At 65.4% G+C, this 12154-nt stretch carries 12 protein-coding genes; 4 read left to right on the forward strand and 8 right to left on the reverse strand.

Annotated features, from left to right (window positions below; genetic code table 11):
• Nucleotides 1-3: 3 nt before the first annotated feature.
• Both I3J27_RS03405 and I3J27_RS03410 read left to right on the forward strand, forming a co-directional pair.
• Entirely contained in the window at nucleotides 4-378 is a 375-nt protein-coding gene (locus I3J27_RS03405) for a hypothetical protein (protein WP_270165202.1), read from the forward strand.
• A gap of 164 nt (nucleotides 379-542) precedes the next feature.
• A complete protein-coding gene (locus tag I3J27_RS03410) occupies nucleotides 543-863 on the forward strand; it encodes a YMGG-like glycine zipper-containing protein (RefSeq protein ID WP_270165204.1) in 321 nt (106 codons plus the stop codon).
• A gap of 22 nt (nucleotides 864-885) precedes the next feature.
• Here I3J27_RS03410 and I3J27_RS03415 read toward each other — a convergent pair whose 3' ends face one another.
• The 4 genes from I3J27_RS03415 to I3J27_RS03430 form a co-directional block, all read right to left on the reverse strand.
• Nucleotides 886-1674 (reverse strand): bestrophin-like domain, encoded by a 789-nt coding sequence (locus I3J27_RS03415; RefSeq protein ID WP_270165206.1) that lies wholly within the window; start codon nucleotides 1672-1674, stop codon nucleotides 886-888.
• A gap of 27 nt (nucleotides 1675-1701) precedes the next feature.
• The gene (gene radC / locus I3J27_RS03420) at nucleotides 1702-2415 is read right to left on the reverse strand and encodes a RadC family protein (RefSeq protein ID WP_270165208.1); all 714 of its coding nucleotides are present in this window, start codon (nucleotides 2413-2415) and stop codon (nucleotides 1702-1704) included.
• 57 nt (nucleotides 2416-2472) lie between these two features.
• Nucleotides 2473-3309 (reverse strand): intradiol ring-cleavage dioxygenase, encoded by an 837-nt coding sequence (locus I3J27_RS03425; protein ID WP_270165210.1) that lies wholly within the window; start codon nucleotides 3307-3309, stop codon nucleotides 2473-2475.
• A gap of 79 nt (nucleotides 3310-3388) precedes the next feature.
• A complete protein-coding gene (locus I3J27_RS03430) occupies nucleotides 3389-4333 on the reverse strand; it encodes a DMT family transporter (RefSeq protein WP_270165212.1) in 945 nt (314 codons plus the stop codon).
• A gap of 131 nt (nucleotides 4334-4464) precedes the next feature.
• Here I3J27_RS03430 and I3J27_RS03435 point away from each other — a divergent pair, with 131 nt between their 5' ends.
• Nucleotides 4465-5061: a bifunctional transcriptional activator/DNA repair enzyme AdaA gene (locus I3J27_RS03435; RefSeq protein WP_270165214.1), complete on the forward strand. Its 597-nt coding sequence runs from the start codon at nucleotides 4465-4467 to the stop codon at nucleotides 5059-5061.
• Between the two features lie 16 nt (nucleotides 5062-5077).
• Here I3J27_RS03435 and map read toward each other — a convergent pair whose 3' ends face one another.
• Nucleotides 5078-5896: a type I methionyl aminopeptidase gene (gene map, locus I3J27_RS03440; protein WP_270165216.1), complete on the reverse strand. Its 819-nt coding sequence runs from the start codon at nucleotides 5894-5896 to the stop codon at nucleotides 5078-5080.
• A gap of 115 nt (nucleotides 5897-6011) precedes the next feature.
• Nucleotides 6012-7322 carry a mechanosensitive ion channel family protein gene (locus I3J27_RS03445; protein WP_270165218.1) on the reverse strand — a complete coding sequence of 437 codons (1311 nt, stop codon included), beginning with the start codon at nucleotides 7320-7322 and terminating at the stop codon, nucleotides 6012-6014.
• Between the two features lie 205 nt (nucleotides 7323-7527).
• Between I3J27_RS03445 and I3J27_RS03450 the strand changes: the two genes are divergently transcribed.
• Nucleotides 7528-9321 (forward strand): potassium/proton antiporter, encoded by a 1794-nt coding sequence (locus I3J27_RS03450; RefSeq protein ID WP_270165220.1) that lies wholly within the window; start codon nucleotides 7528-7530, stop codon nucleotides 9319-9321.
• A 57-nt stretch (nucleotides 9322-9378) separates the two neighbouring features.
• Here I3J27_RS03450 and I3J27_RS03455 read toward each other — a convergent pair whose 3' ends face one another.
• Together I3J27_RS03455 and I3J27_RS03460 are read right to left on the reverse strand one after the other, a co-directional pair.
• Nucleotides 9379-10557 (reverse strand): IS481 family transposase, encoded by a 1179-nt coding sequence (locus I3J27_RS03455; protein WP_270162740.1) that lies wholly within the window; start codon nucleotides 10555-10557, stop codon nucleotides 9379-9381.
• A gap of 160 nt (nucleotides 10558-10717) precedes the next feature.
• Entirely contained in the window at nucleotides 10718-12085 is a 1368-nt protein-coding gene (locus tag I3J27_RS03460; protein ID WP_270160737.1) for an IS30 family transposase, read from the reverse strand.
• Nucleotides 12086-12154: the final 69 nt, after the last annotated feature.

Here is a 12154-nt window from a genome sequence, read left to right on the forward strand (position 1 = left end):
GGCATGGCCAGGCGTATTCTTGCGATCGGCATCGAACCGGGCAATGCGGATTACAGCGCATTCCCGCAGCTCACCCCCGAACACGTCCGCAGCTACATCGAGGCGCAACTGTTGCGCCTGCGCGGTCTCGGCTACGACGTCACGAGCTGCCTGATCGATCTCGACCTGACCGCGGAAGCCAGCGTGACGGCGGCGCTGCGCGACGAGCGCTTCGACTGCATCGTGATCGGCGCTGGTCTGCGCGAACCGAAGGAGCGGCTGTTGCTGTTCGAGAAGGTGTTGAACCTGGTGCACCAGCTCGCACCGGAGGCGACGATCTGCTTCAACACCACGCCGGCCGATACGGTCGAGGCGGTGCAGCGCTGGATGGATCCCTGAAATGGGAGCGGCCCGCCCGAGCGTCGCACGCCGCGCGGCCTGAGCCGCCCTCGAGCTGCGCCTCCGGCGCCGTCGCGGGACGTGGCGAGTCGAGCCGCGGCAATTTGTCTGGCCCGAATCCGCTTCCGGCGCTATGACTCGGCCCATCACAGGGAGGGGCGAGCATGCTTCGAGGTCTTCGCTTTGGAAGTTTTGCAATCGCAGCATGTCTGACGGTTGCAATGGCGTTGCCGGCTCACGAGGCCGTGGCCCAGGATGCCGTCGGCGGCGCGATCATCGGCGGCGTCGGCGGAGCGATCCTCGGTGGTGCGCTCGGCGGAGGCCGCGGAGCCGCGATCGGCGCCGTCGTCGGTGCCGGCACCGGCGCCGCAATCGCCTCCGAGGGCGAGCGCCGCCGCTCCGGCTACTACGCCTATCAGCGCGGCTGCTACATGCAGCGCCGGGACGGCTCCTACGTCCCGGTCGATCCGCGGTATTGTTACTGAGCTTCGCAAGCGCGGGCGCGCTTTAGCTCTTCGCCCCGGCCTCCGGCATGATCTGGAGCAGCGGCTCCGGCTGGATCGAGATCTGACCGGCGAATGGCCGGTCGTGCGCGGCGATGAGCAGGACCGAGGTGGCGACGCCGGTGGCGAACAGGCCCATCGAGATCGCCGATCCCAGGCGGTTGTCGCAATGAACGAGGCCGATCACCAACAGCGCGCAAGCCGCCTGGAGATACAGGCACCACCATTTGACCGGGTTCACCGCCGCGAGGCTGACGATGATCCGCTGCCGCCGCGCATCAAGCGCCTGCTCCAGCGTGGCGATGAGCTCGCGCTGCACATTCGCCTGACCCGAGCCTTGCGGCGTCATCGCGACGACGAGCTGCAAGGCCTCGGCGAGCGCCGGCGGCGTGGCCTTCAGCGACGCCTCCTGATGCGCCATCATCGGCCATTCCACCGCCACCGCCTGCACGACATAATCGCGCACCAGGCCGCGTAGCTTTGTCTCCTGCTCCGCCGGCAGGCCGGCGGCCAGCAGCACGGCGCTTCGCAGTGCGCTTGCCTCGCGGCTCACCGCCGCGCCGGCGCGGTCGCTGTCGCCCCAGACCTGCGCCGCGGTGAAGGCGACGAACAGGCCGAATATGATGCCAAGCACAGGCAGCATGCCTGGTGAGATCGCCTTCAGCGATTTCGCACGCTCCCCCGTCGCGACCATCGCGATGGCCGCGAAGATGGCCGCGGCCAGAAGATAGGTGAAGCCGAAGATCACCAGCGCCATCAAGGGCACCGGCAGATTGTGCAGCCAGTCGCTCATGCTGTTCTTGTCACCTGATTTGAAGCCCTAGATCAGCCGCATCCCGCGCAGGCTCGCATGCCCGCTTTTGCCCACGATGATATGATCATGCACGGCAATCCCCAGCGGCCTCGCGATGTCGATGATCGCTTTGGTCATCTGGATGTCGGCCTGCGACGGCGAGGGATCGCCGCTAGGGTGGTTGTGCACCAGGATCAGCGCGGTCGCGGACAGCTCCAGCGCGCGCTTGATCACCTCGCGCGGGTAGACCGGGGTATGGTCGACGGTGCCGGTCTGCTGCACCTCGTCGGCGATGAGCTGGTTGCGCTTGTCGAGGAAGAGCAGGCGGAATTGCTCCTTCTCTGAAAACGCCATGCTGGAACGGCAATAGTCGATCACCTCGTTCCAGGACGACAGCGCGTTGCGGTTGTTGACCTCGCCCTTGGCGACGCGATGCGCGGCAGCCGCGATCAGCTTGAGCTGATTGATCGCGGATTCGCCCACGCCCTCGACCTCGCGCAGCCGTGCCACCGGCGCGTGCACGACTTCCGCGAATGAGCCGAAGATCTTGATCAGCGTCTTTGCCAGCGGCTTGGTGTCGCGCCGCGGCAGTGCCGGAAACAGCGCCATCTCCAGCAGCTCGTAGTCGCTGAGCGCATCCGCGCCGGCGCTGTAGAAACGCTCGCGCAGCCGCTCGCGATGGCCGAGATAGTGCGGCGCGTCCTCCGGCTTGCTCTGGTCGTGGTCGGGCTTGGCGGGCATCGGCCGCCAGCATTGCCGGGGACCTGCGTTTTTGCAACCGTCAATTGAGACGGCGGGTCAGCGGTCGCGCTTCAGCCCCGGCACCAGCGCGGCGAGCCGGTCCTTGATCGGCCGGCCGAACATGCCCGCGGGCGGCGGCCCCGGTGGCGGCCCACCGCTCAGGCCCGGCGGCGGCGGACCGGCGCGCCCGATGGTTGCCTCCGCGCGGCGGTCGACGCCGAGCGTCAGGCTGGCGACGTAGCGGTCGCGCTCCTCCTTCACTGCACAGAAGGTGCGGTGCTCGGGATCGGAACGCGCGATGACATGGTCGTTGGCGTTGATCACCATGCGCTGCCGCGCGCGGTCGCCGTAATCGGGCACGTTGGTGTAGATGAACTCGTTCAGCGCGTCGGGCAGGAAAGTCTGCCCGGTCAGCACCGTGCGCGCGTCGAGGAACACCTTGAAGTGGATATGCGTGGTGCGGCCGTCATACCAGCCGGGATAGATGGTGTTGAAATTGACCCAGCCGGTCCCGTCAGTCAGTTGCGTGCCGCGCAGAAACGTCTTGCCGGTTTCATCGACATTGTGCGCATCGCTCTGGCCGGGAAACGCCGAATAGAGCCCCTTGGCGTCGCAATGCCAGATGTCGACCCGCGCACCTTTGATCGCTGTGCAGGGCCCGGCCTCGATCACGCGCAGCCGCAATGTCAGCGGCACGCCGGGCCTGCCCTCGGTGATGTCGGACCTGACGAGCTTCGGGTCGGAATAGAACGGCCCTTCCTCCGCCTGCGGCGTCACGATGCAGGCCGGCTCATCGTTCGTCGCGGCAGGCGCAGCGTTTGTCCGGCTCGGCAACAAGCCGGCGGCGCTTGCCGATACAAATCCCAGAAATCCGCGCCGCGTCGACTTGTTCACCCGGTCACTCCAGCTCGCTCGACCAGAGATCGTCATCGACAAGCGGGATGGCAAGATCAGGCTTTGAAGATGGCGACAATCAGCCGAGCTGTTTCTGATCATGTCGTGCCGGCAGCTGCGCCGTGACCGCGACCACGCCAGCGAGGATGAGCATCATTCCGGCAAGACCGGACCAGGTAAAGCGCTCGCCGAGCCACGCGGTGCCGAGCGCCACGGCAAAGCCCGCACGCAGATAGCTCCCGCTGGTCGTGCCGAGCGGGCCGAGCGTGTGGATCAGCCGGAAATAGATCACCATCGCAAGCGCCGTGCAGACGATCGCGAGCGCAATGACCGCTGCGATCGCCGCGGCGGGTGGTGGTGACAGCGTCCATGGCTGCTCGATGGCGGCCGCCGCGGGCAGCATCAGGATCGCTGCGCAGCTCATGGCTCCGGCCGCGGTGACGATTGCCGGCAGGCCCGAGAACCGTTGCCCCCAGATTGGCGCGAGCGCGTAGCAGAGGCTCGCGCCGAGCACGGCGATCTGGGCCAGCGGCGCCGCTGTGCCGATGCCGGAGAGTGCGTCGACCCCCATGGTGACGGCAACCCCGGCGAGCCCGAGGGCGACGCCGATGATTTTCCGGCCGGTGATGGTCTGCCGCCCGCGCCCTGTCATCATCGCAATCGCGAGCACGAACATCGGCGGGGTCGCATTGAGCACGCCGGCGAGACCGCTCGCAATGTGCGCCTCGCCCCAGCTGATCAGGGTGAAGGGCAGCGCGCTTTGCAGCAGCCCTTGTACGACGAAAGCCGCCCACACCGATCCGCGGCGGGGAAGGGCGTGTCCCTGCGCGAGCGCGATCAGGATCAGCAGAATGGCGGCGATCGTCACCCGCGCGGCGACCATCGTGAAGGGCGGTATCGTCGGGATCGCGACCTTGATGAGCGTGAATGAGCTTCCCCAGATCAGCGAGAGCAGCAGCAGGAGCCCGATCTCGAACGCGAGACTGGTTTGCTCTGACGTTGTCTGTTGCGCCTGCGTGCTCATGCGATTTGCTCCGGGATCTACCGGCACCATGATCCGGAGCGGCGAGGCAGGCTGGCCGAATTCGGACCTCATCGCTCGGTCGAGTCCGATTTCAGCTACTCGGCGAACCCCGTTGAAACTATGATTTCGCCATGGCGACAGGCTCAGCGCATCGGCAGACGCTGCCACCGCATCTCGATTGGGAGACTTGCGACCGGGCGCGCCTCGCGCGTGCGCGCGCCTTCGACGGCCTGTTCTTCTCCGGCGTTCGCTCGACGCGGATCTATTGCCGGCCGGTCTGCCCGGTTCGCCCCGCCCGCTCCGAGAACGTCACGTTTTATGCGACCGCCGCTGCCGCCGAGCGCGCCGGCTTTCGCCCATGCCTGCGCTGCCGGCCGGAAACCGCGCCGGGCTCGCCGGCCTGGATGGGAACGGCCAGCACCGTTGCGCGCGGGATGCGCCTGATCCATGACGGCTTTCTGGATCAGGCGTCGATGACGCAGCTTGCGGAAGCGCTTGGCGTCGGGCCGCGCCATCTGCTGCGCCTGTTCATGCGCCATGCCGGTGCGAGCCCGAGCGAGATCGCCGCGACCCGCCGTGTGCAGGAAGCCAAGCGTCTGATCGACCAGACCAGCATGACATTGGCGGAGATCGCCTTCGCCGCCGGTTTCGGCAGCGTTCGCAGATTCAACGACGCCTTTGCCGCGACCTACAAGCGGCCGCCGTCGTCATTCCGGCGCCGCCCCTAGGGCCTAGCGGCAGGCATCACCCGATCTGTTTCTCGCCGTGCCGCTCCGACAGCGTGAAGATCTCGACGCCGGTCGCGGTGACGCCGACGGAGTGCTCGAACTGCGCCGACAGCGATCGGTCGCGGGTTACCGCGGTCCAGCCGTCGGAGAGAATCTTCACATGCGGCTTGCCGAGATTGATCATCGGCTCGATGGTGAAGAACATGCCGGGCTTGAGCTGAACGCCTTCGCCGGGCCGGCCAATATGGATGATATTGGGCTCGTCGTGGAACATGCGCCCGAGGCCGTGGCCGCAGAAGTCGCGCACCACGCTCATGCCCTGCGGCTCCACAAAACTCTGGATGGCGTGGCCGATGTCGCCGGTGGTGGCGCCGGGTTTCACCGCCGCGATGCCGCGCATCATCGCCTCATACGTCACCTCGATCAGACGCTCCGCCTTGCGGGCGATCGGGCCGACCGCATACATCCGGCTGGAATCGCCATACCAGCCGTCGACGATGAAGGTGACGTCGATGTTGACGATGTCGCCGTCCTTCAGCGGACGGTCGCCGGGCATGCCGTGGCAGACCACGTGGTTGAGCGAGGTGCAGGTCGAGTAGCGGTAGCCGCGATACATCAGCGTCGCCGGATAGGCGCCGTGGCTGAAGGCGAAGTCGCGGACGAACTGGTCGATGCGCTCGGTCGGCACGCCGGGCCCGACGATGTCGGTGAGCTCGTCGAGGCACTTCGCCACCAGCGCGCCCGCCTTGCGCATGCCGGCAAAGGCGCTCGGCCCATGCAGCTTGATTTGTCCGGTCTTGCGCAGGGAGGTATCGGAGGCTTCAACGTAGCTCATGCGTGTCAGGTCTTTGCGGGCTCGATGTCGGCGAAAAGGCTTGATTTCAGGCCCTAATCTAATGATCGCGGGCCTTCATGCAAGCCGAGCGTGCTGACTGCGCCCGAAACAGGGCCTAATTCGGGACTTCTACGGCGGTTTCCACCGGCAAAGCCCCGCCGCGGATGCGGATTTCGCGGACGGGATAGGGAACCCGGATACCCTCGCGCTTGAAAGCGTCCCACAGCGCCAGCATGACGTCGCTCTTGACGTTGTCCATGCCGTCGGGGTCCGCGATCCAGAAGGTCAGCGAGAACTTCATGCCGGCCTCGGCGAACTCGGTCAAAATGCTGTTGGGCGGCTTGCCCTTCGTCGCGCGGGGATGGGCGGCGGCTGTCTCGGCGGCGAGCTTGGTGACCAGCCTGGGGTCGGCGTCGTAGTTGGTGCCGAAGGCGATCTTCACCAGCGTGTTCTTGTCGGTATAGGTCCAGTTGACGACCTTCTGCGTCACCAGATCCTCGTTCGGCACCAGGAATTCGCGGCCGTCGCCGGCGGCGACGGAAATATAGCGCGTCTTCATCGCGCTGATGCGCCCGGTATTGTCGCCGATGGTGACGAGGTCGCCCGGCTTCACCGATTTGTCGGCGAGCAGGATGATCCCCGAGATGAAATTGGCGACGATCTTCTGGAGGCCGATACCAATGCCGACGCCGACCGCGCCGGAGAACACCGCGAGCGCGGAGAGGTCGATGCCGACGGCGCCGAGCGCGATCACGATGGCGACCGCAAGCAGGCCGATGCGGATGATCTTCACCAGCAGCACCTGCACCGACGGCGTCAGATCGGTGGTGGCGTTGATCCGGCTTTCGGCGAAATTGCTCGCGATGTTGGTGAGCCAGAGCGCGATGAGCAGCAATGCGCCGGCCTTGAGCACCAGGAGCGGGGTCAGCCGGAGACCACCGAGCACGATGGCGAAGGAATCGAGCAGATCGACCGTCGCATCGAGCTGGCCGAGGATGGAGAGGGCTGCGACGAACCACGCCGTGATCGACACCAGCTTGACGATGAAGGCGTTGCGCAGCACCGAGGTCACGAGCCGGATCACCAGCCATGCCAGCCCGAGCTTGGCGGCGACCATCAGCAGATAGCTGCGGCTCGGCCAGGTCGCGTGGTACATCACCACGCGGGAGAGGATCACGAGCAGGGTGAACACCGCCGTCGAGGCGCTGGAGACCATCACCCGGGCGAAGTGCCGGAGCGGCAGCGGCCAGCGCATTGCCAGCGACGTCATGTCGATGCGGTTGCGGACCCCGGCTTCCGCGGCATAGGCGATGCCGGCCGCGGCCAGGATGAGGCCGAATTGCAGGTAGAACCAGGGTGAGGAGATTTCCGCCCCGACGCTGCGTGCGGTGGCCTGCACGAACTCCATCAAGTCTTTGAGGTCCATCGGGGAAGTCTCGTCGGGAATGATTTGATTCGAGGAAGCCGCAGAATCCCACAAAGGGCGCGGCTCGGCCATCGATACACCGCGAAGTGAAGCGCGTTAAGGCCGCAAAATACGGGCAGATTGCCGCGCGCGGGAGAAAATGGGTTGGCGCGGGAGTCCGCCGACGATAAGGATGCAATTCCAGCGATTTGTACCCGGAAGGTGGATGGCTTCCCTCGACTCTGTCAGCCTCGCCATATTGCTCGGCGCCGTCCTCGTCATGGCCGGCATCCTGTCGAGCCTGCTTGCACTGCGCTTCGGCGCGCCCTTGCTGCTCGTCTTTCTTGTCATCGGCATGCTCGCGGGCGATTCCGGTCCCGGGCAGCTCCAGTTCGACGACGTGCGCACTACCTATCTGGTCGGCTCGGTGGCGCTCGCCTTGATCCTGTTCGACGGCGGTCTGAAGACGCGCTTTGCCAGCATCCGCACCGTGCTGGCGCCATCCGTGTTGCTCGCAACCGTGGGCGTGCTGCTGACCGCGCTGATCACGGCGCCGTTCGCCAAATACGCGCTCGACCTCAACTGGACGGAGTCGTTGCTGGTCGGTGCCGTCGTGGCCTCGACCGACGCCGCCGCGGTGTTCCTGCTGGTGCACACCCAGGGCCTGCGCCTGCGCCCGCGCGTCGGCGCGACGCTGGAGGCCGAATCCGGCACCAACGATCCTTTCGCGATCTTCCTCACCCTGATGCTGGTCGAATACATCTCGCTGGGATCGAGCTCGCCCGGCCATGTGGTGATGGAGTTCATCCAGGAGGCGGTTCTGGGCGCCGCCGTCGGCGTGATCGGGGGACGTCTCGTCGTCGTCGCACTCAACCAGGTCGCGCTGCCGCAGGGCCTGCATGCACCGTTCGTGACAACGGGCGCGCTCGTGATCTTCGGCGGCTCGCAGATCATGCACGCCTCCGGCTTCCTCGCCGTCTATCTCGCCGGCATCATCATCGGCAACCGGCCGACGCGCGCGCATAATTCGGTGGTCGCGTTCCTCGATGCCGCGACCTGGCTGGCGCAGATCGTGATGTTCGTGCTGCTCGGCCTGCTGGTCTCGCCGAGCCGGCTGGGTTCAAGCGTGCTGCCGGCCGTCGCCGTCGCGTTCGTCCTGATGCTGATCGCGCGGCCGATCGCGGTGTTCGTGTGCCTGGCGCCGTTCCGCTTCAACTGGCGCGAAAAGATTTTCATCGCCTGGACGGGCCTGCGCGGTGCCGTCGCGATCTTCCTGGCGTCGATCCCGATGCTGGTCGGACTGTCGAAGGCCTATCTCTATTTCGACGTCGCCTTCGTCGTCGTCATCATCTCGCTGTTGCTGCAAGGCTGGACGCTGGCGCCGGCCGCGCGCAAGCTGCACGTGGCGCTGCCGCGCGCCGAGCGCGGTCCGCGCCGGGTCGAGCTGGATCTGCCCGGCCAGCTCGAGCAGCAGCTCGTCGGCTATCCGGTGCGGCCGAAGAGCCTGTATTTCCGCCGCGGCCTGATCCCGTCCTGGTCCAAGCCGACGCTGGTGATCCGCAACGAGAACATTTTGACACCGGCGGAGGCCGATCCGGTCGCGCCGGGCGACTACATCTATCTGCTGGCGCCGCCGGAAAAGGCCGAGGCGCTCGACCGCTTCTTCGTCGACATGCAACTGAGCTCGGCGCCGGATCCGCATCTGCTCGGCGACTTCATGGTGTCCGGCGAGCACACGCTCGCCGAGCTCGCCGACATCTACGGCGTGAAGGTCGGTGAAGACGACAGCAAGCTGACGCTGGCCGACTATTTCGACGTCCATCTCGACCGCGCGCCGAAGGAAGGCGCCGAGCTCGCGCTCGACGAGATCGTGCTGGTCGCACGCTCGATCTCCGGCGGCCGCGTCAACGTCGTCGGCCTCCGCCTGCCGGAAGACGACGAGACGCCGGCGCCGCTGACGCGCCGGCAAGCGCTGCGGAAGAAGCTTGCGGATTTGTGGACGTCGGTGGCGGGCGTGTAGCTGTCACGAGCGGGTACCGCGTTCGCCAAAATCGCGGTGTCATTGCCCGCGAAGTGTTCAGACCGGGGACATAGCTGACACCTGTTCGGACACATCACTGACAGGTTGGCCATTGGTCAAGTCGATTGATGCGACCTGCCAGCTGGCGAAGAAGATTCCGTAGCGACCGTCGCGGTCGAGCTGCCTGATGGCCAACTGCTCGCCGCAGAAGGCTTGAGGGACTTTCCACATCTGCCCTTTGAAGGCGATGTAGCTCCGGGTCGAGGAGGCGGTGCGAACGATCTCCCCGGCGTCGTATTGCACCTTCGGCACACGATCGGGCATGGCGCGAGAACTCGGCCGGTAGCGATCGGCGGGGATACCCATGCCGAGGCTTTCATGTGGCCGCTCCAGATTGTAGATCGTGCGCCAGTTGTCGAGGGCGCGCTGAACTTCCGCCAGGGTGCGGAACGTGTGCAGAGCGAACACTTCCGCTTTCAAGCTGCGATGGAAGCGTTCGTTCTTGCCTCGGCCCTGAGGATGGCGTGGCCTGGCGTGGATCACCCTGACGCCGAGCTTGAGCAGCCATACCTTCAGCGAGGTCCAGCGAGCGCCGGACGTGTCGCCCCAGGGAGATCCATTGTCGAGGTAAAAGGCCTCTGGCATCCCATAGCGTCGAAAAGTGTCGGTCAGGTGTTTCTGCACGTCTGGGCGCCGCTCGTTGGCGCATGCCTTCAGACACAGGGCATAGCGCGAGTGGTCATCGACCATGGTGAGCGGATGGCAACGCCTCCCGTCGGCAAGCGGCATGTGACCCTTGAAGTCCATCTGCCAAAGCTGATTGGGCGCATCCTTCTCGAACCGGTGGTCTGAAGGGCTTGGCGAAGCCTTCTCGCTCGGCTTGATCCGCTCATTCCGGCACAGGATCTGATGGACCGTCGAAGGCACAGGCACAGCCTGGCCGTCGCGCTTCAGGCAATGGGCAATCTTGCGCGCCCCCCAGGCTGGATGCTTGTCCCGCACAGCCAGGATTTGCGCCTCCACCGCAGGCTCGCTGCGCCTGGGCATGCTCTTCGGACGACGCGGCTGATCCGCCAGATCATGGTCGCCAGCCTGCCAACGCCGCAACCATTTATAGCCCACGTCAGGGCTGATTCCGAACCGCCGGCACAACTCTCGCCGGTTCGCTCCTTCCTGTAAGGCAAGCCGCACAAACTCGCGTCGCTGATCCATTACCGACACCTCGTTCCAGGGCATGGACGGCCTCCCAAATCGACCAATCCAGCCCATTGTGATGTGTCAGCTATGTCTCCGAACACCCGTCAGTGATCTGTCCGGTCTAAACAGAAGGCGGGCAATCCAGTATTCCAGAGGCGGTTGTGATTTGAACCGAGAGGCCGCGGCGTACTGGGCGGATTCAACCGCTCGTCGCAACACCCTGTGTATCGTTCACTTGTAGCAATTGGTCGAGAGTTTCGGCCGGTGTTTTCCAGCCGAGGGTTTTCCTGGGCCTGGTGTTGAGTGCGAGAGCCACGGCCTCGAGATCACCAGAGTTGTGCAGGCTAAGATCGGTCCCTTTTGGAAAGTACTGGCGCAGCAACCCATTTGTGTTCTCGTTGGTGCCGCGCTGCCATGGGCTATGAGGGTCACAGAAGTAGACCTGCAGGCCTGCATCGATCCTCAGGCGTGCATGCTGAGCCAGTTCAGCTCCTTGATCCCAGGTCAGCGATCGACGCAGCTGTTCGGGCATGCTGACGATTGCGCGGGTGATGGCGTCGCGCACTGCCTCAGCGCCATGTCCGGCGAGTGCAGGTCCGTTCTTCACGCGAGCTTCCTGTTCATGGCCTGTGATACGCGGCAGATGCAGCAGAATGGTAAAGCGGGTCGTGCGCTCCACCAAGGTGCCGATCGCGGAACTTCCAAGACCCATAATGAGATCACCTTCCCAGTGGCCCGGCACAGCTCGATCGGCGGCTTCCGCCGGACGTTGACTGATCATGATCTCGGAAGGAATGAAGCTTCTGCCTTTGCGGACGCGCGCCCTCGGCATCCGCAACACCCGCCCGGTGCGCAAGCAGGCCGTCAGTTCGCGGCGCAAAGCTCCTCGACCCTGCACATAAAGTGCCTGATAGATCGCCTCGTGACTGATGCGCATCGTCTCATCCTCGGGAAAGTCCAGCCGAAGTCGCCGAGAAATCTGTTCCGGGCTCCATGCCCTGGCCCAGCGCCGGTTTTGCCGATGCACAGCCCGGCGTCCCTTCCACACGACCTTCGGGCCAGCCAGGAGCTCCCCGTCCGGCTTGGCGATCATACCGGCAAGCCTGTCCTGCACGTAATCCCGCAGGGGCGGATTGATCGCCAACTTCGCCGGCTTGGGCCGTCGGGCGGATCGATCAGCGTGCCATTGTGCCGTGGTTGCTCGGTACTGTGGGGCGCCGTGGCGGCGCGCCACATTACGACGGAGTTCACGAGAGATCGTGCAGGGAGCTCGATCAAGCTGACGAGCGATGGCTCGCACCCCATGACCCTGCACACGCAAGATGGCGATCTCCTCGCGCTCGGCGAACGAGAGATAGCGCTCCGATGGAAGCCTTGACGACGGTGACAAATGTGTTGGCGGCATGCCGCCCGCCCTCCGGAACCAGCGCACTCCAACCGAAGGCGATACCCCGGCCTCAACCGCAGCATCTTCGCTCGATCGCCCCGAGGCAATCGCAGCCCAGAACCGTCTACAATCCTCTCGTCGGGCCTCTTGAGGACGACTTGCTCGCGCACGGCTCTCCATCGCAACCTCCTTGTTCAGGGTGTTGCGACGAGCGGTTGAATCCGCCCTGGATGCCCCGGTCAAGCCGGG

It is taken from the genome of Bradyrhizobium xenonodulans (genome assembly GCF_027594865.1).
Lineage (GTDB): Bacteria > Pseudomonadota > Alphaproteobacteria > Rhizobiales > Xanthobacteraceae > Bradyrhizobium > Bradyrhizobium xenonodulans.

What these genes read in the sequence shown, in the direction of transcription:
- I3J27_RS03405 (WP_270165202.1), top strand. Translation starts at nt 4, where the DNA reads ATGGCCAGGCGTATTCTTGCGATCGGCATCGAACCGGGCAATGCGGAT.
- I3J27_RS03410 (WP_270165204.1), top strand. Translation starts at nt 543, where the DNA reads ATGCTTCGAGGTCTTCGCTTTGGAAGTTTTGCAATCGCAGCATGTCTG.
- I3J27_RS03455 (WP_270162740.1), bottom strand. Translation starts at nt 10,557, where the DNA reads ATGCCCTGGAACGAGGTGTCGGTAATGGATCAGCGACGCGAGTTTGTG.
- I3J27_RS03415 (WP_270165206.1), bottom strand. Translation starts at nt 1,674, where the DNA reads ATGAGCGACTGGCTGCACAATCTGCCGGTGCCCTTGATGGCGCTGGTG.
- I3J27_RS03445 (WP_270165218.1), bottom strand. Translation starts at nt 7,322, where the DNA reads ATGGACCTCAAAGACTTGATGGAGTTCGTGCAGGCCACCGCACGCAGC.
- I3J27_RS03450 (WP_270165220.1), top strand. Translation starts at nt 7,528, where the DNA reads ATGGCTTCCCTCGACTCTGTCAGCCTCGCCATATTGCTCGGCGCCGTC.
- map (WP_270165216.1), bottom strand. Translation starts at nt 5,896, where the DNA reads ATGAGCTACGTTGAAGCCTCCGATACCTCCCTGCGCAAGACCGGACAA.
- I3J27_RS03430 (WP_270165212.1), bottom strand. Translation starts at nt 4,333, where the DNA reads ATGAGCACGCAGGCGCAACAGACAACGTCAGAGCAAACCAGTCTCGCG.
- I3J27_RS03460 (WP_270160737.1), bottom strand. Translation starts at nt 12,085, where the DNA reads ATGGAGAGCCGTGCGCGAGCAAGTCGTCCTCAAGAGGCCCGACGAGAG.
- I3J27_RS03435 (WP_270165214.1), top strand. Translation starts at nt 4,465, where the DNA reads ATGGCGACAGGCTCAGCGCATCGGCAGACGCTGCCACCGCATCTCGAT.
- radC (WP_270165208.1), bottom strand. Translation starts at nt 2,415, where the DNA reads ATGCCCGCCAAGCCCGACCACGACCAGAGCAAGCCGGAGGACGCGCCG.